This is a genomic window from Halobellus ruber, from assembly GCF_014212355.1.
GTDB classification, from domain to species: domain Archaea; phylum Halobacteriota; class Halobacteria; order Halobacteriales; family Haloferacaceae; genus Haloquadratum; species Haloquadratum rubrum.
Genome location: NZ_JACKXD010000001.1, coordinates 933,931 through 953,622, shown reverse-complemented (window position 1 = coordinate 953,622; position 19,692 = coordinate 933,931). Strand labels below are relative to the sequence as shown.

10 protein-coding genes are annotated in these 19,692 nt (G+C 70.5%); 3 read left to right on the top strand and 7 right to left on the bottom strand.

Features of this window, described 5'->3' with window-relative positions:
* Positions 1 to 57 precede the first annotated feature (57 nt).
* From H5V44_RS04865 to H5V44_RS04850, 4 genes are all read right to left on the bottom strand, one after another.
* Positions 58 to 1,941: an ABC transporter substrate-binding protein gene (locus H5V44_RS04865; protein ID WP_185191970.1), complete on the bottom strand. Its 1,884-nt coding sequence runs from the start codon at positions 1,939 to 1,941 to the stop codon at positions 58 to 60.
* A gap of 112 nt (positions 1,942 to 2,053) precedes the next feature.
* A complete protein-coding gene (locus tag H5V44_RS04860) occupies positions 2,054 to 4,564 on the bottom strand; it encodes an outer membrane protein assembly factor BamB family protein (protein ID WP_185191969.1) in 2,511 nt (836 codons plus the stop codon).
* A 66-nt stretch (positions 4,565 to 4,630) separates the two neighbouring features.
* Entirely contained in the window at positions 4,631 to 5,110 is a 480-nt protein-coding gene (locus H5V44_RS04855; RefSeq protein ID WP_185191968.1) for an SRPBCC family protein, read from the bottom strand.
* An 81-nt stretch (positions 5,111 to 5,191) separates the two neighbouring features.
* Positions 5,192 to 9,739, bottom strand: coding sequence for a glycoside hydrolase family 15 protein (locus H5V44_RS04850; protein WP_185191967.1), 4,548 nt, complete (start codon positions 9,737 to 9,739; stop codon positions 5,192 to 5,194).
* A gap of 130 nt (positions 9,740 to 9,869) precedes the next feature.
* Between H5V44_RS04850 and malA the strand changes: the two genes are divergently transcribed.
* The 3 genes from malA to H5V44_RS04835 all read left to right on the top strand — a co-directional run bounded on the left by malA (position 9,870) and on the right by H5V44_RS04835 (position 14,665).
* Positions 9,870 to 11,843 (top strand): alpha-amylase MalA, encoded by a 1,974-nt coding sequence (gene malA / locus H5V44_RS04845; RefSeq protein WP_185191966.1) that lies wholly within the window; start codon positions 9,870 to 9,872, stop codon positions 11,841 to 11,843.
* The gene (gghA, locus tag H5V44_RS04840) at positions 11,843 to 14,308 is read left to right on the top strand and encodes a glucosylglycerol hydrolase (RefSeq protein ID WP_185191965.1); all 2,466 of its coding nucleotides are present in this window, start codon (positions 11,843 to 11,845) and stop codon (positions 14,306 to 14,308) included. The genes malA and gghA overlap by 1 nt, the downstream gene beginning before the upstream one ends.
* Before the next feature lie 96 nt (positions 14,309 to 14,404).
* On the top strand, positions 14,405 to 14,665 hold the full coding sequence (locus H5V44_RS04835) for a hypothetical protein (protein WP_185191964.1): 261 nt from the start codon (positions 14,405 to 14,407) through the stop codon (positions 14,663 to 14,665).
* Here the strand turns inward: H5V44_RS04835 and H5V44_RS04830 are convergent.
* The 3 genes from H5V44_RS04830 to H5V44_RS04820 are packed head-to-tail and all read right to left on the bottom strand — an operon-like array spanning position 14,640 to position 19,686.
* Positions 14,640 to 16,868 (bottom strand): DUF7846 domain-containing protein, encoded by a 2,229-nt coding sequence (locus H5V44_RS04830; protein WP_343067681.1) that lies wholly within the window; start codon positions 16,866 to 16,868, stop codon positions 14,640 to 14,642. The two genes, H5V44_RS04835 and H5V44_RS04830, sit on opposite strands and share 26 nt — an antisense overlap.
* Positions 16,869 to 16,871: 3 nt before the next feature.
* On the bottom strand, positions 16,872 to 18,095 hold the full coding sequence (locus H5V44_RS04825) for an ABC transporter ATP-binding protein (protein ID WP_185191963.1): 1,224 nt from the start codon (positions 18,093 to 18,095) through the stop codon (positions 16,872 to 16,874).
* A complete protein-coding gene (locus H5V44_RS04820; protein ID WP_185191962.1) occupies positions 18,085 to 19,686 on the bottom strand; it encodes an ABC transporter permease in 1,602 nt (533 codons plus the stop codon). The genes H5V44_RS04825 and H5V44_RS04820 overlap by 11 nt, the downstream gene beginning before the upstream one ends.
* Between the last annotated feature and the right edge of the window lie 6 nt (positions 19,687 to 19,692).

The following is a 19,692-nucleotide window of genomic DNA, read 5'->3' as shown; positions in this document are numbered from 1 at the left end:
GGTCTCCGAGCCGCCGCACCGGGACCCGTCGGATCGGTCGACCGCGGACGAACGGCCTCACTCATCGAAGTACCACGCCGGGAAGTCCCAGCCGTTGAAGAAGTCCTCGGCCGGCCCCACGAGGTCGGGGTTGTAGCCGACCAGGTCGTCGCCGAACGCGAGCATCACGTAGGGTTGTTCCGCCGCGAGGTTTTCGAAGAGCTCGGTGAACGGTCCCTGGAGCCCCTCCTCGGAACTCGCTTCCCGGGCCCGCTGGAAGATCCCGGCGGCGTCGAACTCGGGGTAGTAGCCGACGGGGTTGTAAAACGAGTTGGCGCCGTCGAAGAACACCTGGTTCGTGAGCGGGTTCTGCGGGTAGGTGTTCAGGCCGTAGACGATGGACATATCCCACGACTCGGCGCTCGTGACGCTCCGCGGCCCGGGGTTGTTCGGCGTCGGCTGGTTCCACGTGACCTCCTCGCCGTTGACGGTGTCGGTGCCGCCCTGGGGTTCCCCGGTCCAGTAGTCCCGCTGGAAGCGGACGCCGTCGATGGCCTCGACGGTGACGTCGATCCCGAACTTGTCGCCGAACTCCCCCGCGATGTACTCCGCGATCAGCTGTGAGGTCTCCCCGCCGGCCAGGTGATAGAGGTCGAGCGTGACCGTCTCGCCCTCCGGCGTGACCAAGGTGCCGCCGTCGAAGCGGTAGTCGAACTCCGACTCCGCGAGCGCCTCCTCGACCAGCCCGCGGGCGACCTCCCCGCCGTACTGGTCGCCGACCCCGAACTGCGTGATCGCGTCGTCCCCGGGGTACCACTCCGACCAGGACGGCTGCCAGGTGAAGTGTGGCTGTGCTAGCCCGCGGAAGATCCCGGCGATGAGCTCCTCTTTGCCGATCGCGGCCGCCAGTCCCTGGCGGAACGGGATGTAGCGGAAGAGGTTCCCGGGGCCGGCGTTCCATCCGTTGTCGCGCATGTTCACCGACAGGATCCGGTTGAAGGGCTGCGGGATCCGGTAGGTGCTGACGTTCGGTTTCTCCTGGAACTCCGAGAACCGCTCCGGGGGGATCCCCGCGGAGTCGGCCTCGCCGGTCTCCAGGGCCGCCAGTCGCGAGGCCCGCTCCTCGACGACGTCGATCGTCGCGCCCTCGAAGTACGGCGCGTTCGCGAAGAGGTCCGGCCCCTCGTCGATGTCCTGGATGTAGTAGTCGTCGTTGCGGGAGTAGGTCGTGCCCGCGCCGCGCTCCCACTCGTCGAGGACGAACCCGCCGAGGTTGCCGGTGAACGTCAGGTTCAGCAGGTCCTCGTCCTGTTGGAGCCCCTCGGCGTCCTCCTCGTCGACGTACGGCTCGACGAGGGCTCTCGGGATCGGGAACAGAAGCGGATCGTACGACTCGGGCCACAGCAGTTGCGCCTGTTCGAGTTCCGCTTGAAACTCCAGTTCCCCGGTCTGTTCGACGGTGACACCGTCCCAGGAGCTCGACTGCGCCGTGGCCGCCCAGTCGGTCTGGTGGAGTTCCTGGATCTGGTAGACGAAGCTCTCGGCTGTGACCGCGCCGTAGGGGTCGCCGAACGACAACCCTTCCCGGATCTCGAAGACCCAGACCGATCCGTCGTCGTCGGTCGACATGTCGTACAGAAGCGGGAAGTACTCGCCGTCGAGATCGAACGTATACCCCTGATCGAGCGCGCGACCGATCGCGGTGCCCGCACCTGAACTGGTGTTGTACAGCGGGTTCAACGTCGAGAACGACGACGCGGTGACGGTGTCGTACGTCCCCGATACCGACGGGGTTCCGTCGGTGGTGTCGCCGCCGTCGGTCGTGCCGGTCTCCTCCCCGTCGTCGTTCGCGGAGCATCCCGCAAGGGCGGTCGTCGTCCCCACGCCTAAGGCGGCCAGCCACTGCCGGCGGGTGATCGACGGAACCCCCGTCTCTCGTGTCGCGTGCCTCCCTCGTGGCATCTGTACGTTCGTATGGGGGCGTCGGATTAAACTATTGTGATACCACACCTCACGTCACTCGGTGTCACTGTACGTAGATACTCGGCGCAAGGCCAGGGTCGGACCGGGACGACTACTCGCCGACGACGGCGTACACGCGGCCGGTCTGATCGGCGACGAACACCGCGCCGTGGCCGACCGCCGGGGGCGCGTCCAGCCACCGGCCGATACGGCGCCGAAACCGGACCGACCCGTCGGCGGCGTCGAACGCCGAGAGCGTCCCGCCGTGGTCGGCCGCGTACACCGTCGAATCGGACCCGCCTGCAACCGCCGGCGTTCCGCGTACGGGGCCGCGGGCGTCGGCGCGCCACGAGACCGAACCGTCCGCCCGATCGAGCGCGACCACCTCGGACGCCCCGGTCCCGACGACGACGCGGGCGTCGGTCACCGCCGTCCCGCCGGCGACGTCTGCGTCCAGCGGGCGATCCCATACCGGGTCGCCGTCGGTCGTGTGCGCCGAGATCCGGCCCCCGTCGCCGGCGACGAAGGCGGTTTCGTCGACCACGGTCGGCCCCGCCCCGCTGCCGACGTCGAGAGCGGTCTCCCAGTCGATCCGATTCTGTCTCTCCGCGTCGATGTCGATGCCGACCAGCCACCCGCCCGCGGTCACCGCGAACAGCCGACCGTCCCTCACGGCGGGGGCACCGTCGACGACCCCGCCGAGCGACACGCGGAAGCGCTCGCTCCCGTCGCGGGGGTCGACGGCGACGACGCCCCCGGCGGTCCCGACGTAGGCACCCCCGCCGGCGTACGTCACCGGCGACCGAATCTCGGCGTCGAGCGTCGTCGTCCACGCGGGTGCCGCCCGCGGGAAGTCGATGTGAGGTGTCGCCGTCGCCGTCGGCTCGTCCGGCCCGGGGGTGGGGGTCGGAGCGGGTGTGGGGCCGAGACCGTCCGTGGGTGAGTCGCCGTACTCGACGGTCCGCACGCGGAAGAGCGACCCGTCGACGCCGCCGCCGAGGAGGGTCTCTGCCGGCGCAGCCCCCTCGGTCGACTCCCCCGCGGTCCGGGTTCCGTCCCCGAACAGGAGGTCGCCGTCGGCGGTGCCGGTCGGGGGGTCCTCGTCCGGGAGGTCGCGGCCGTCGAGTACTGCGGGCGTGACGCCCCTGGTCGCCGCCCCGCCCGAGAGCGGGAACTCGGTCCCTTCGGTCGCCAGCAGGTCGTAGGTGCCGCCGTCGCGGCTTCCACCCGCGACGGTCCTCGGCCCCACCACCGGCCCGGGCATCCGGGTCGGGCGGAACGGAAACCGCCACACCTGCTCGCCGCCGCCGACGTCGAGCGCCGAGAGCGTGCCGTACCGATCGCCGGCGTACACCCGGCCGTCGGCTACCCGGACGTCGAACTCGACGCCCGCATCGGTCTCGGCGCGCCACCGTGTTCGGCCGGTGTCCCGATCGACAGCGGCGACGCCGTCCTCGGTGCCGACCACGACGAGGTCCTTGGCGAGGACCGGGTTCGTCCCCCCGCCGGCGTTCGACCGCCACGCGACCGAGCCGCCGGGATCGAGTTTCGCCGGGCCCTCGCCGAGGATCACCACGTAGACGCCGTCGGCGGCCGCGGTCGGTCCGCGCGTCACCCACTCGCCGACGGGTACGCGCCACCGCCTCCCGCCGTCGGCGGCGTCGACCGCGTGGACCCGGCCGCGGTTCGTCCCCGCGTAGACGACGCCGTCGCGGACGGCCGGCGGCGCGGTCGGTTCGCCGTCGAGGCCGACCTCCCAGCCGATCTCCCCGGATTCGACGTCGACGGCGGCGATCACGCCCGGCCGGTCGCCGTCGTCGGGTTCCCACCGCCGAGCGGTGACGTAGGCGGTGCCGTCGGCGACGACCGGCGGGTGTGCGCGGCTCGGCGCGCCGGCCTGCCAGCGTACGGTGCCCGACCCGAGGTCGACCCCGACGACCCCGCCGGAGAAGGTTCCGACGAGAGCCCTGTCGCCAGCGACCGTCGGGGTGTCGAAGCCGTCCGCCGGCAACTCGACCGACCGGACCCGGTCGCCGCTCGACGCGTCGAGGACGACGAGCGCGTCGCCGACGGGGACCACCACGCGGCCGGCGCCGACCGCGGGCGGAAACCGGGCCTCGGGCAGCTCCGTCAGCCACTTCCGTGTGCCGTCGGGGCCGACGGCGGCGACCCGGCCGTCCTCGCCGGCGACGTACACCCGCTCGCCCGGGGTCGCGGTTCCGGTGGCCTGCGCGACGGTCGCGCCCACGGCGCCGGCGCTCGTCACGCTCCACCGGAGGCTCGGGTCGTCGGTCGGGCCCGAGGCCGCGACGACGCCAGTGTTGCCCGCGTCGGCGCGGGCCTGCGGCCACGGGCCAACCGTTTCCGGGACAGGGCCGCGGTCCTCGCTCGCGTCAGTCGTTGGGTTCGACGTGTCGGTGTTCGTCCTGTCGCGCCCGTTCCTGCCGCCACACCCGGCGACCGAACCGAGGGCCGCGAGGCCGCCGAGCGCGGCCAGGAGTCGGCGGCGGGTCGGCCGCGCGGCCGACGCGTCGGTGTCGGTCGCGCAGGCGCTGTCGCGTCTCGGGGAGCGGTCGGTGACGGTCGATTCGGAGGGCTGATCGGGGGTTGGAGGGCGGGACACGTCCTCACCTGTCGGGGTATCAGGTAAATGCTTCGTGGTCAGCGCCGACCGCGTCCCGTCGGTCGGTTACTCCAGCAGTTCCTTCGTTTTCCGATGTCGCGCCCGGAACATCGGCTCGAAGCCGACGACCGCGAGCGGTGACGCCCGCCGGCCCACGCCGCCGCCCGGGAGTTCGTACTCGACCTCGTCGTCGACGATCGTCTCCTCGCCGTCGGCGACGAACCGGTGGGTGTGGATCCACGTCGCGAAGGGGCCACCCCGCATCTCGTCGCGGAACGTTGCGGTGTCGCCGTCGAACTCCCGGTCGAGGATGACAGAGGTCCACGACTGCCGGGGGGCGACCCCGAGCGGCCGCATCGACAGCTGGATCTCGGCGCCCGTCTCCAGGACTTCCGGGTCGGGTTCGCCGTCGGGCCCCGTCACCGACTCCACCCGGAGGTTCATCCAGTCGGGCGTCAGCGCCTCCAGTCCCGAGATCCGGGAGTGAAACTCCCACACCTCCTCGAGCGGCGCGGCGACGCGGGTCAGCCGCGAGTAGGTAGCCATACCGGCGGGAGGAACCCCCGCGATAAAAGGCGTGTGGGCGGGCCGACGCCGGGGGGACCCGACCCCCTTCGCAGCCGGCCGCTACAGCCGGATCCGTTCGACGGTCGTCCCGGCCGCCGCGAGGTCCTCGTGGGTTGCGGCCGCAACGGTGATCGGGGACTCGCCGTGGTCGAAGGGGAGCGACACCTCGAAGGAGTCCTCCTCGAGCGTCAGGAACACCGACTCCGAGGCGGTCCCCACCGCGACGGTTGCGGCGTCGGTCGACCCCGCGACCACGAGCTGATCACCCTCGAACCGGGTTTCGACCCGGAGCGCCGGCCCGGGCGGGCGGTCGGATTCGACGTACCGATCCCGGAGGACGGCGGGCGTCTCGACCGGGGCGCCGGCGTCGACGCCGTGTGCCAGCCGGACGTACTGCGCCATCGACCACGCCAGCGGCGTAGCGGCGCCGGTGCCCTCGCCGAACTCCCAGTTGAAGTCGGTGGTGTGTTCGCGGTCCCAGACCTGCTCGGGGAGCATCCGCCCGGAGTTCGCAAAGCCCGCCATCGTCTCGAGCATCCGGTCGGGCGCGAGGTCGCCGGAGTCGGTGCCGTACACCAGTTCGTACTCGCCGCGTTCGCCGGTGAAGATCGGCCACAGCCGACCCTTGCCCTTGGATTCGACCGACCACGGCGCCCCCTCCGCGACGACGGCACGCTCGCCGTAGCCGTCGCCGTTGTACCGGTAGAAAGCCGGCCCGTGCGGCGTGTCGACCCGAAGGGTGGCGTCGACCTCCGCGACCGAGTTGCGGACGGTCCCGTCGTCGGCGGGCTTGATTCCCAGCCGGACGAGCTCTAAGAACCCCGCGTCGATGATCTCCCGCTCGTCGAGCGTCGGCCCGTCGTTGGCCAGCGTGCGGAGGTGGCCAGCGTCGGGGTCGCCGTCCCGGGTCACGCGGACGTAGTACGGCGTGTTGGTGTGGCGGGCGGTGCCGGTGGTGGTGGCGGTCCACTCCTCGACCCGGTCGGCCCACTCGTCGGCCAGCGCCTGCCAGAGCAGGGCGTCGGCGTCGTGTCCCTCCTCGGTTGCGATGTCGGCCGCACACCCCAGTCCGGCGATTTCGGCGGCGATCGACGACGGGGAGTAGCCCGCCTCCTCCTCCCACCGCTCCTGGGCGGTCTCGGGGCCGTTTCGTGCGACGTACTCGGCCGAGCGCCTGACGTTGCGGTAGCCGTAGCTGACGTCATCGAAGTCGACGCCGCGCTGCCGGAGCGTCCACGCCATCACCTGTGGGAACGAGATGTTGTCCATCTGTTCGCCGCCCCAGCGCGTCCGTCCGTTCAGGTAGGTGTTCTGCGGAATGAACCCGTCGTCGTCCTGTTGATACTCGTAGATGTACTCCAGCGCCTTGACGCCGATGTCGACGTCGCCGGCCGCCTCGAAGGCAGTGACCACCTGGTAGAGGTCGCGTGACCACACGAAGTTGTAGCCGTAGCCGCGGGCCTCCTCCGCGGAGACGGCCTCCCCCCACGGGACCGACGGGGAGGCGATCCCGGCGCCGATGAACGTCTTGTCCTCGACCGCGCGGAGACACATCAGTGCGGTCTTGTACTGCTTCCGGAGGGCGTCGTCGTCGCGGACCGACGCCGGCAGCGTCCGGCCGCCGAGGAATCCCTCCCAGAAGTCGCGGTAGGCCGCCCGCGCCGTCTCGTACCCCCGGCTGAGCGCGCCGGCAGCCTCGCCGAGCGCCGCCGCGGTGTCGGCGTTCTCCGCGAACCCGACGGCGACGGTGTCGGAAACGCGCGTCCCGGAGCCCAGCCGGCCGACGAGCACGACGGTCTCGTCGTCGACGCTGGGTTCGGGTTTCGGCGGGTTTCCGGCCTCGAACAGCTCCCCGAGGAACTCCGAGCCCCCGACCCCGACGGTCGCCCACTCGAACCCCCCGGGCGGCGACATCGCGGCCGCAACGGAGTACTCCTCGCCGTCCTCGTCGATGAGGAGGGGCTCGGTGGCGCCCGCCTGATCGTACGCCTCGGCGTCGCGGGCGACGAGCTGGTAGCCGTTCGAGCCCTCCAGCCTGATCCCCCGGTCCGTGGCGCCGCTGTTCGTGAGCGCCATATCCGCCACCACGTACACGTCGTACTCGTTGCCGTCGGGCGCGTCGAAGTCGACGCTCGCAAGCAGCGTGTCGTGTTCGGGGTCGGTCGTGTACTCCGCGGTCAGCGTCCACTCGTGGCCCCGGCCGTCGCCGGTCTCGGTGACGACGTGGCGGAACAACAGGGCCTCCTCCTCGACGATCTCCGCGCGTCGGTCGATGGTGTCGGCGTCGTCGTCCCGGCGCGTCTCGTTGTGCGTCCGGGCGGTGTAGGTTGCGTCCGTTCCCGCGTCGACGACGAGGAAATCGAGCGTCCGAAGGTTCATCAGGTCGACCCGCGGGAACCGGACCTCGGTCAGCGACCCCTCGGTGAGGGTGAACCACACCCGCGAGGGGTCCGCCGAGTCGTGGTCGGCGACCGTTCCGATCCCGTACTTCTCGCCGGTGGTCCAGTTCGGGCGGGCACTCGGCCCCGAGGGGGCGGTCTTCGGCGCGGGCAGGGCGTCCGCCGCCGCGAGGGTGCCGGTGAGGCGGAGTCGCATCGCGTGGGACCACGCCAGCGGCGTCGCGCTGTCGGGCGTTCCGTCGTCGAAGATCTGCTCGGCGAGGTAGCCGGCGTCGGTGGCGAACGGCCCCGACAGGCTCAGCCGGTCGTACAGGTCGGTCGCCCGTGCGAGGAACGCCTCCGCGTCGGCGTCCCTGTCGTGGGAGTCCAGGATCGCGGCGAACTCCGCGGCGGCGTGGGCGCCCCACGCCGTCGAGACCGACCACAGCTTCTCGCCGTCCTGGTCGGCCGATCGCCAGGAGTCGTCCTCGAACCGGACCAGGCCCGCGACGCCGTCCTCGCCCGCGATCGGTTCGCGGTAGAGCCCTTCGAGGGTGGTATCCAGATGCCTCTCGAGCCGCGAGATCGCCGCGTTCGGGAGCCCCTGGAGCCGGTCGTACGCCGCAAACGCCTCCACCAGGGCGAACGTCCCCGAGTCGAGCCGCGAGTCCAACTCCCCGCCGTGGGACCGGAGCGCGTACACGTCGCGGTCGTCGTCCCACAGTCGGTCGAGCCCCTCGAAGACGGCGTCGGCCCGGGATTCGGCGCGATCCGCGAGGTTGGCGTCGACCGGCGCGGCGGCGACGGTGGCGTACGCCTGCAGGAACGTGGCCGTGGTGTGGGTGAACCGGCCGATCATGTTCTCCCAGAGGTTCTGACAGGGCTCGGGGAGCCCGTCGCGTTCGAGGGAGTCATCGAGGGCGTCGACGCCGGCCCGAATCGACCGCCTGATCCGTCCGGTCAGCGCCGGCGACAGGTCCGGCTCGTGTTCGGCAAGCAACGTCGCGAGGAAGGAGACGACGCTCGCGGTCTGGTCGGCCTGGTACTCCACGCCGTCCGTGCCCTCGATCCGGGCGTTCGCCCACCCCGGAGCCAACGAACCGTCGATGGCCCACACGCGGTGGGGCCACGACCCGTCGTCGAGCTGCGTCCCGCAGAAGAACGTCGCGAGTGCGGATAGTTCGGACTGCGAGTCCAGGCCCAGCAGCTCGTCGCTCCGGAGCAGGTGTCGGGCGCATTCGGCCTCGTCACGGAACCACGTGTAGCCGTACCCGCCGGAGTGCGTGTAGAAGGGGTCGAACTCGGGGGCGGCGACGTGCGCGCCGGAGGGCGCGGTCAAAAGCGACAGCACGCGGAGATCCGCCCGCACGGTCCGCTTTCGCGGGGCGCTCTCCGGGACGACGACCTCCGCGCGCTCCCGGGCGGCGGCCCGGATGTCGTCGGCGGAGGCGTGCGACAGCGCACAGTGTCGGAGGTCCGAAAGCGCCTCCTCCCGTTCGACCTCCCCGTGATCGGACAGCTGGGTGACGAGCGTCGTGCGGGCGCCGCGACCCTCCCGTTCCAGGGGCGCGGAGACGATGATGTCGCCGCTGAGGTGGGTGTCCTCGTAGCGGTCGAGGGCGGCCTCCCGCGGGAGGTCGAACGCATCGTCGGAGAGGAGTTCGTCGAACCGTTCGGGGACCTGCGCGCGCACGTCGTCGAGGCCGGTCGAGGCGGTGACGTAGTCGTGTTCGGTCCGGTGGAACACCTCGACGGCCTGGGTGTCGGAGGGCCCGCCGGAGTCGTGGATGAGCCGACCGACCCTCGTTTCGCGACCCTCGGGGGCGAACGTCAGGAAGGCAGTCAGGTGGGCGTCGGTCGGGATCGCGCCACGGAGTTCGACGTGGGTGACGTGGGCCCGTCCGAGCGTGAGGTCGTACTGGTGGATGGTGTACGATCCCGCGTTGTACTCGGTTTCGACGAGGCTCGTCTCCCGGTAGTAGTGCTGGCGGACCGGATCGAGGTCGTCGAACCACCGGGTCTCCCCGCCGGCCTCGATCGCGAACCGCGAGCGGTCGATCCCGTAGAGTCCCGAAAGCGACGAGGAGTAGTCGCGAAGCGCGCCGTCGCCGTTGACGTGGACCAGCCGGTCGCCGTGACCGGAGAACGCGCCCTCGACGGTCGGCAGCTCCCCGGGGAACCGCCCGTCGCGGTCGCGTTTGTATTCGTTCAGAACGGTCCGGAGTCTCATACTCCGCTTCGTGCACGCCGACGCATAAGTATTGACGGAAGCGGACTGCACCGGTCGCGAACGACGGGACGCTTCGGTGAGCGTGGGTTCCAGGGCAAAGACAAAGGCCCAAGGTGTCGTTGGCTCGCCTATGCAACACCCTGGCCCCCCACGCTTTCTCGCGGTCGGTGAGAGCGTCCAGCTCGCCCCGCGGGACCCGGATCCGGATGCGACGTACAACTGGTGGATCCGTAGCGCCCCCGTCGCCAGCACGCTCGAACTCCCGGAGCGAACGCCGGTACTCGAGTTCGAGCCCGACGCGGCCGGGACCTACGAACTGCGGCTCGATGCGCCGGACGGAACCCACTCCCTCACCGTTCGGGCGTTCGGTGACGTCCGCGCTTCCGACCGGGGTCGCGGCGTCAGCGCCGGAAGCGGCGGCGTCGGGCGAGGGAGCCAGCAGGGCAGTCCGGAACCGAGCGACGACGCCCCCGGGTCGGGCTCCGGGCGGGGACGCGCGACCGGGCCCGTGGTGGATCGTCCCCTGCTCCAGCTGCACGGTGCCCTCGAAGGGGAGTACCTGGTCGTACGCGCCGACCCGACGTTCCCGTCCGACGGTCCAAGCGCGGGCGAGGTGGAGTTCCTGATCGACGACCGCGACGACGTCGACCCCGATGCGGTAACGGTTCGGGGCCGGGAGCTTCGGATCCCCGTCGCCGCAGTGGGCGACCGCGTGCGGATCCACGGCGTCGCGGTAGCAGGCGCCTACAGCGTCCCCGATACGGTCGAGTTCACCCGCGTGGCGCTCCCCGACGGCAACGTCGCCGACGCTGGGGTCGGAACGCCCGCCAGCGAGGCCTTCGAGGTCCGGCGCCCGAACGACCCGCCGGGGTGGGCCGGCGACCTCACGTTCTACGAGATCTACGTCCGGGGGTTCGCCGGCGGGGACGTCGATGAGGGGTCCGTCTTCGAGGCCATCGAGGATCGGCTCGACTACCTCGCGGACCTCGGCGTCGACTGCCTGTGGCTGACGCCGGTGCTCGAAAACGACCACGCGCCCCACGGGTACAACATCGTCGACTTCTTCAGCATCGCCGAGGACCTCGGGGAGCGCGAGGACTACGAGGCGTTCGTCGACGCCGCCCACGACAACGGGATGGCGGTGCTTTTCGACCTCGTGATGAACCACTCGGCGCGTGATCACCCCTTCTTCCAGGACGCCTACGGTGACCCCGATTCGGAGTACTACGACTGGTACGACTGGCAGGACAACGGCGACCCGGAGACGTACTTCGGGTGGGAGTACATCGCCAACTGGAACTTCGAGAACCTCTCGGTCCGGCGGCACCTGCTGGACGCGGTCGACACCTGGTCCGAGGTCGCCGACGGCTTCCGGTGCGATATGGCGTGGGCGGTCCCGGGGTCGTTCTGGCAGGAGCTCCGCGAGCGGGTAAAGGCCCGCGACCCCGAGTTCCTGCTGCTCGACGAGACCATCCCCTACGTGCCGGACTTCCACAACGGGATGTTCGACGTCCACTTCGATACGACGCTGTACTTCACGCTCAGACAGGTCGGCCGCGGCGACGTCCCCGCCGAGGCGATCCTCGATGCGATCGACGGCCGCACGGAGATCGGGTTCCCGCCCCACGCGGAGTTTCTGCTCTACGTCGAGAACCACGACGAGACCCGGTACGTCGTCGAGTGCGGCGACGATGCCGCCTTCGCCGCCGCGGGTGCGCTTTTCACCTTGCCGGGGGTCCCGATGATCTACGGCGGCCAGGAGCTCGGCCAGCGCGGCCGCCGGGACGCGCTGGCGTGGGACGACGCCCGCGAGGAGTTCTACAACCACTACGAGCGGCTGGTGGAGCTCCGAAAATCGGTCCCCGAACTCCGCGGCGACGCGACGCTGGTCCGAGTCGACCACGAAAGAGACACCGACCGCGCGGTCGCGTACGCCAGGGAGAGCGACGCCGGGACGGTCGTCTGCGCCCTGAACTTCGCCGGTGAACCGGCCACCCTCCGTATCGACCGCGCGGTCGACCCCACCGACCTGGTCTCCGGCGAGTCGCTCGCGACCGCCAAGGGGCTCGAAGTCGACGACGTCGCGGTCTTCAGGGTCGAATGATGCCGCCACCGGTTGACGGGGGTGGATCGTCCTCGGACGATCCGCGGCTGCTCGAAGGGCGGACCGACGACCTGGTCGCGTGGCACCGCGAGGTCGTCGAAACGCACGACGACGAGTTCGCGGCCGCGAAGGTCCTCGTCCGTCGGCTCGGTGCCCACGTGACCCACGACGGGCACGCACGCGTGGGGTTCTGGACGCCCGAAATCGTGGAGGCCGACGTCCCGCCCTCGGATGTCTATCTCGAAGTGCTCTCGCCGCCGGCGGACCTCGACCCGGGGTCGACCAACACACGGGCGGTCGCGTTCGATCGCACGCTCGTCGCCCTCGAACGTGAAGGAGAGTACCACTGGGGGGTCGTCGCGGGGATGCGCGCGGGAACGCGCGAGACCCTCGGCTCGCTGTACCGGCTGGCGTACGAGACCGATTCGGGGTGGGAGACCGTCCCCGATCCCCTTGCGTACTCGGTCCCGTTCGGCCCGTTCGCCCCCGCGGAGTTCTACGACCGCGATCGGCTCGACGAGACCCGCCCAGACCGTAAGTACTTCGAGACGCTGGGAACCGACGGCGAGAGGGTCGCGACCACGCCCGACGACGGCGTCCCGCGCGTCGACCCCGCGACGAGTATGCTGGAGATCCACCCCGGAACCGCGACCGAGCGTGGGTCGCTTGCCGGGCTGGCTGACCGCTACGGCGCCATCGGCGAGAAGCGCCGCGCCGGCGAGGACCTCGCCGCCTGGGAGCGAAACTTCGTCGGCTACGACGCGATTCAACTGATGCCGGTCGAACCGCTCACGGAGAGCCGCACGGGTCACGACTTCTGGTCGGAGACGGGCCGTGCCGACGGCGAACTGGTTGCGAGAGTCGCCAGACCGGACCAGATCAACTGGGGGTACGACATCGTCGTCTCGGCGTTCTCGGCGCCGAACCCGGCGCTGCTGGAGTCCGGCCGCCCCGACGAACTCGTCGACTTCATCGCCGCCTGTCACGCGCTTCCGGAGCCGATCAAGGTAGTCTTCGACATCGCACTCGGACACGCCGACGACCGCGGGGCGGAACTACTCTCCGACCGCTACGTTCTGGGACCGGGGATGTACGGTAAGCATCTCGACTACACCGAGCCGACCGTCCGGGCCGTGATCCTCGAACTCCAGCGGCGGAAAATGGACTTCGGCGCCGACGGGATCCGCGTCGACGGCGCCCAGGACTTCACGAGCTACGACCCCGAGACCGGCGAGATGTACCACGACGACGACTTCCTCGCGGAGATGGACGCCGTCGTTCAGGAGGTGGCGGGTTCCGAGTACCGACCGTGGATGATCTTCGAGGACGGGCGGCCGTGGCCCCGCGAGGACTGGGAACTCGCCTCTTCCTACCGCGCGCTGATCGAGCAACACCCCCACTCGTTCCAGTGGTCGCCGGTCACGTTCGCCCACAACACCCCGGCGCTCCTGACGTTCTGGGCCACGAAGTGGTGGCGGATCCGGGAGGTCGCCGACTTCGGCGGCCACTGGATCACCGGCGTCGCCAACCACGACACTGTCCGCCGCGGGACACAGGTGGATCCCAATCCCGGTTTCACCCGATCCCCGGTCAACCCGTACCTGGGCGGGACGCCCGTGGAGACGCTCGACGCCGCGTACGACAACGCCGCGGCGACGATGCTCTTCCACGCGTTCCTGCCGGGCGTTCCGATGGACTTTCTCACCGCGAATATGCGGGCGCCGTGGGGGTTCGTCCGCGACACCGACGACGACTACAACGTCAAGGTCGTTGCCAACGAGGTCAACGTCCTCCACTGGCAGGTGCGGGACCGCGACTTCGCCGACGATCGGTTCTTCCCGCGGGTGAAGGCGCTCGGGTTCGACTCCGTCGGGGAGTTGCGCACGTTCACGGCCGGGCTGGAGGCGGCGGTCGGCGTCACCGACTACGACCTCGATATGGTTGCGAGGATGCTCTCGCCGTTCGCACACCCCTTCGAGGACCTCTCCCCGGCCGACCTCGTCGCCTACGCCGACGCTTGGATGGCCGACATCGCCGCGTTCGCGAACCTCGAACACTGGCACGAGAAGCAAGACGAGTCGCGGACCGCCTTCCGCCGGGCGACCCGGGAGTTCCGACAGGATCGGCCGTGGCTCCGTGCAACCCTCCGCGAGGACGAGTACTTCACGTATCGGCATCCCACGGACGGAACGGTCCTCTACTACGGCTACCGGCGCGCGCCGCCCGGGGTCGACGGCGACGAGGAACTCCTCTTTGCGGGCAATATGGAGGGCGTCGCCGTCGACGTCTCGCCGGCAGTCCTGGTCGCTGACGCGCGGGAGGACGACAACGCGCCGTCGATCCCCGAGGAGGGGTGGGAGCCGGCGCTCGTCCCCCCGGACGTCGCCGTCGACGACGGGACGGCCACGCTCGACAACGCACAGGCGATCGTGTGGCGACGGACGCCGTCGACATCCCGCGAGTGAGGTCACTGGGGGGAGGCCTCGTCGATCCGTAAGTCGGGCGACCGTGGCCGTCCGGAACCCACAGATTCGTGTTACTGCGGTCCATAGGCGATTCCAGTGACCGAGTCGTACGTCTGCCCGCACTGCAAGCACGTCGAAGAGCGCACCTACCGGGTCCGGCTCATCGTCCTGACCTGCCCGAACTGCGGGCGCAACGGGCGGTTCCTCAACGGATCGCTCGTGGCCCGTCTCGACGAGATTCCGGAGACGGAGCGGCCCGACGACTGGGGGACGATGCCGCTTGACGCCCGTCTGCAGTGGGCGATCGAGGAGAACGTCCTCGACGTGAGCTTCACCGGGCCGCTGTCCGTCGAATAGGGGGAGGGCGTTCCTGCGACGCCCCGCCGTCGACCACCCGTGCGTCCGTCTCGACCGACACGCCGCCGACGTAGTCGCCGTCGGGACCGACCCACGTTCCCCCGTAGCCACACTCGGCGGTCAGCCGACAGACCCGGGTCTCCGGCGGCCACACCACTTCGACGCCGTCGGCGCCGTTCGCCACCGTGGCCTCCTGCCGGTAGGTGAGGCTGGCCCCGCCGCTCCCGACGAACGTGACCGCGAGGTCGACCTCCGCGCCGCCGTCGGCGAGGGGGACCGACCGACCGGCGGAGCCGCCGTCGTACGCGAGGTTCGTTGCCGCCGCGGTTTCGGGGCCGACCCGCCACGCGACGGTGACCGTCCCGTTCCCGCGCGCCTCGGCGGGCACGGTGTAGCGGGCGAACCCCTCGGGCGTCTCGACGCGGACGCTCACGCTCGCGGCCGACTGCGGAACCCCCACGGTCGTTCGCGCGCGGACCCTCCCCCCGTCGAGAACGCGGAGTCGCCGGAGTTCGGGGTTCACCGGCGTCGCCGCTCCCGTCCAGGTCCCGCGGTAGGTGAACCGGTACGGCGTCCGGTTCGTCGCCGCGAGCACCGCGAGATCACGCTCCGGGCCGCCGTCGGTCGCGTAGACGACATCGCCGTCGAACCCGCCGCCCGAGCGGAGATACTGGAACGGGTGTGCCTGCCAGTCGCCGTACGGGTCGGGGGTGAAGACGACAGCGTCCTCGAAGGACCGCTCCTCGAACGGCTCGTAGGTGGCCGCCAGGTTGTCGGTCCGGAGCGCGTTGGCGTCGTAGGGATCCTCGACCGCGTCCCGTTCTGCGGCCGCGACGAACGGGGCCGAGACCGCAAGGGCGACGAGCACGGCGATCCGCGCGCGGCGGCGGGTCGTGTGCCGCCGGAGTTCCGTGGCGAGGCCCCGACACAGGCCGACCGCGCCCGCGGCGGAGAACACCGCAATCGGGACGAGGACGTCGAAGTGGTAGAACGGACCGAGCAGGTCGATGAGGCCGTTCCGGAGGCCGTTGTGGGTCCCCCAGAAGTACGCCTCGCCGAGGAACACCGCGGGGACGACAGCGAGGAGGAGAGCGGCGACCTCGCCGTCGGCCATCCCGGTCGCGGGCGCGAAGCGGTCGCGGAGGCCGCCGCGGCGCCACGCCCGAAGCCCGGCCGCACCGACGCCGACGGCCGCGAGGGCGGTCCCGATCGGCCCCGCCGCGATCCAGTCGGTGAAGACGTACTCGATCGCCGTCGCGGTCGTCTCCGCGGCGAGTTCCGGGGTGTAGTTCCGCTCGTAGTTGAGGATCTCGTGTGGCCCGAACCCGATCCCGTCGTTCGGGGCGAAGGCGGCGTACGGGAACGTCAGCGGGTCCCCGGTCACGACCGCGTTGTAGCCGAGCGTGACCCCGACGAACGCCGCGCCGGGGACCGCAATCGCGACCGAACGCGCGAGCACGCCCCGGAACCGCTGACTCCGGGCGTGGCGGCGCCACGCGACCGCGAGCGAAACGAGGGTGTGGCCGATGAACGGGATCGCAAACAAAAGTGCCGTGTAGGGGCGACAGAAGAACGCCAGCCCGATCGCGACGCCCGCGGCCGCTCCCCACCGGGGGCTTCCGACGCGGGCGGCACGGACGTACGCGACCGCGAAGGCGACGTTCAGAAGCGTCGCCGGCGCGTACGAGAAGAACGTCGCCGAGGTCATCAGGAACAGCGGCGCGCCGGCCAGCGCGACCACCGCGACCAGCCCGACCCGGCGGTCGAACGCCGCGGCCCCCAGCGCGTAGACGCCGGCGGCGGTTCCGGCAGCGATGCCGCCGAGCGCGAGGTTCCAGTCGCCCAACAGCCGACCGACTGCGAACATCGCCGGCGCGACCGGGGAGTACTTGCTGTACATCCGGACCCCGTCGTCGGTGAAGTCGACGACGAAGAACCACGGGCGGACCGCCTCCCACGGGATCGCTCCGGGCCTGAGGAACAGTTTCCCCTCCAGGAGCATCGCGGCCTGGTAGAGGTAGACGCCCTCGTCGTCGTTGACCGAGTGGTACGGGAAGAGTTCGATCGCGAGCACGTAGACGAGGACGCCGACCGCCGCGACCAGGCCGGCGGCGACGAGGCGTTCGGGGTGGGCACGAACGCCGCGGCGGACGGTTCGGCCGAGGCGTTCGGCCCGGGTCCGGAGCCCTCGTCGCCGCGACACTGTTCAGGTACCGTACCGTGCGTCGTCCTCGGGGCGTTGCTCCCGCGGGAACCACGCCAGTTCGTGGTCGGCGCCGAGTTCGAGGTCCACGGGGCCCGATTCGGGGATGTCTTCGTCGTGGTTGTGCATACACTGGATCGACTCGCCGGTGTCGAGTTCGACCTGATAGAGGAACGTCGGCCCGAGGTAGCGACGGCCGACCACGCGCCCGCAGGCGTCGGCGGGGTCCTCCACCGGCACCACGCTCACGTCGTCGGGGCGAACCAGCAGGTCGATGCGGGTGTGTTCGTACTCCGGTGCGAGCCCGTGGATCTGCTCGCGGGGGAGGACCCCGAGGTCGGTCTCGACGGTGTCGCCGGAGACGTAGCCGGGAACGAAACTCGCGTAGCCGAGGAACGCCGCCACGAACCGGGACTCGGGGTGCTGGAACACCGCCTCGGGCTTGCCGACCTGTTCGATCCGGCCGTCGGTCATCACCGCCACCCGGTCGGAGATCGACAGCGCCTCCTCCTGGTCGTGGGTGACCGAGACCGCGGTCACCCCGGTGCGCTTGATGATCTCTCTGACCTCCTCGCGCATCTCCACGCGGAGGTCGACGTCGAGGTTGGAGAACGGCTCGTCGAGAAGGAGGATGTCGGGTTCCGGCGCCAGCGACCGCGCGAGGGCGACGCGCTGCTGTTGGCCGCCCGAGAGCTGATCGGGGTAGCTTTCGCCCTGCGCTTCGAGGTCGACGAGCTCCAGTAGTTCGTCGACGCGCTCCTCGACCTCGTCGTCGGGGCGGTCCTTCAGCCCGAACGCGACGTTCTCGCGGGCGGTCAGATGTGGGAACAGCGCGAACTCCTGGAACACCACGCCGACGCCGCGGTCCTCCGGAGCCACGAACGTCGACCCCGACATCGACTCGCCGTTGAGGCGGACGACCCCGCCGTCGGGGCGTTCGAGCCCCGCGATCAGCCGGAGCGTGGTGGTCTTCCCGCACCCGGAGGGCCCGAGCAGCGTCAGGATCTCGCCCTCGCGGACGGACAACGACAGCCCCTCGACGACGGTCTCGGTGCCGTAGGACTTCCGGAGGTCGTCCAGTTCCAGGACGACGTCGTCGCCGGGGCGGGAGCTGCCACCCGCGGCCGGCGGCGACCCGTCATCGACGGTGCCTGTGGATTCGCGTTCGATTGGCGCCTCGGTTCGCCCCTCACCGCTTTCGACCGTCGACTGCCCCTTATTTGACATCGTACCCCTCCTGTCTGAGGATCACGAGCATCGACAGCCCCGACACGAAAAGCAAGACGAGTGCCGGGATCGCCGCCTGTCCGAAGTATCCCGATTCATATGCTGTCCAGATGTGCGTGACCAAGGTTGTAAAGCCCGACGGTCTGAGCAGCAGCGTCGCCGGGAGTTCCTTCATCGTCGTCAGGAACACAAGCGCCGCGCCGCCGAACAGTCCGGGGGCCACGAGCGGGAGGGTGACGTACCGGAACGCCCCCGCCGACGTCCGGCCCAGGGTCCGTGCGGCCTCCGGCAGCGAGGGGTCGACCGAGAGGAAGGAGGCCCGCAACGACCCGACCGACTGGGGGAGAAAGCGGATGACGTAGGCGAACACCAGCAGATAGAGCGTCTGATAGATCGGCGCGGCGTAGCTGCTCCCGAAGAACACCAAGGCGAGCCCGAGCACGACCCCCGGGACCGCGTAGCCGACGTAGGAGATCCGCTCGAAGGCGTCGGGGAGCCGGCCCCCGTGGCGGGCCGAGAGGTACGCCACCGGAATCGCGGCGACGACCGCCGCCGCGGCCGCCGCCGCGGAGACGGTCACGGAGTTGAGCGCGAACGACCACTCGAAGACCAGCGCCTGGTTCGTGGTCGTCCCCGTCGCGGCCAGCCACGACACCAGGATGGCGACCGGGACGACCAGCGCCAGGCCGGCGACGAGCGCCACGGGGAGCATCATCGGGTACCGCCACCGGCCGAGCGGGACGGGCGCGCGGGACCGACCTCCTGCCTTGGTTCGCTCCTCGCCGCGGATCCGGGATTCGAGCCACAGGATGAACACCGTGACCGCCACGAGTTGGAGGGACAGAAGCACCGCGGTGTCGCGGCCGAACGTCCCGAACTCGACGAAGATGACCCGGGTGAACACGTCGTAGCGCATGATCTGCGGCGTGCCGAAGTCCGCGAGGACGTACAGCGCCGACAGCAGCGCCCCAGCGGCCACCGCCGGCCGGATCTGCGGGACCGTCACCCGTCGGAACGTCTCCCACCGGTCGTGTTCTAAGGTCCGGGCGGCGTCGATCAGGGTGGTGTCCATCGACTTCAGCGACGCCCGTGCGGTGATGTAGACGTACGGGTAGGTGTAGAGCGTGAGGATCAGGACGGTCCCCTCCAGCCCGTAGATCTCCGGGATCCGTTCAACTCCGAGCGGCGCGAGGAGTCGCTGAAAGCCACCCTGCGGGCCGAACGCCGACACGAACGCGAAGGCGCCGACGTAGCTCGGGATCACGAGCGGCAGCGACACCGCGATCGTCCAAAAGCGGCGGAAGGGGAGGTCGGTCCGGACGGTGAGATACGCCAGCGGCACGCCGATCGCGACGCAGGCTACCGTCGTCAATACGACCAGGACGGCGCTGTTGACGAACACCTCGATCGTCGTCGGACGGGTCAGGAGGGCCGCCGCGGCGTCGAAACCGACGCCGAACCCGGTCCTGATCAGCCACAGGACCGGGAGCAACACGGCCGCGGAGACAGCAGCCGCAGCGATCGACGGCCCCAGCGGGAGCCGGTCTTCCGCCCCGGTGTCGTCGTCGATCGGTTGGTTCTCCGCAGCCATTCTGAG

Bases quoted from the DNA above. Each gene is read 5' to 3' on its own strand.
- H5V44_RS04865 (WP_185191970.1), bottom strand. From the start codon at position 1,941: ATGCCACGAGGGAGGCACGCGACACGAGAGACGGGGGTTCCGTCGATC.
- H5V44_RS04855 (WP_185191968.1), bottom strand. From the start codon at position 5,110: ATGGCTACCTACTCGCGGCTGACCCGCGTCGCCGCGCCGCTCGAGGAG.
- H5V44_RS04850 (WP_185191967.1), bottom strand. From the start codon at position 9,739: ATGAGACTCCGGACCGTTCTGAACGAATACAAACGCGACCGCGACGGG.
- malA (WP_185191966.1), top strand. From the start codon at position 9,870: ATGCAACACCCTGGCCCCCCACGCTTTCTCGCGGTCGGTGAGAGCGTC.
- gghA (WP_185191965.1), top strand. From the start codon at position 11,843: ATGCCGCCACCGGTTGACGGGGGTGGATCGTCCTCGGACGATCCGCGG.
- H5V44_RS04825 (WP_185191963.1), bottom strand. From the start codon at position 18,095: ATGTCAAATAAGGGGCAGTCGACGGTCGAAAGCGGTGAGGGGCGAACC.
- H5V44_RS04820 (WP_185191962.1), bottom strand. From the start codon at position 19,686: ATGGCTGCGGAGAACCAACCGATCGACGACGACACCGGGGCGGAAGAC.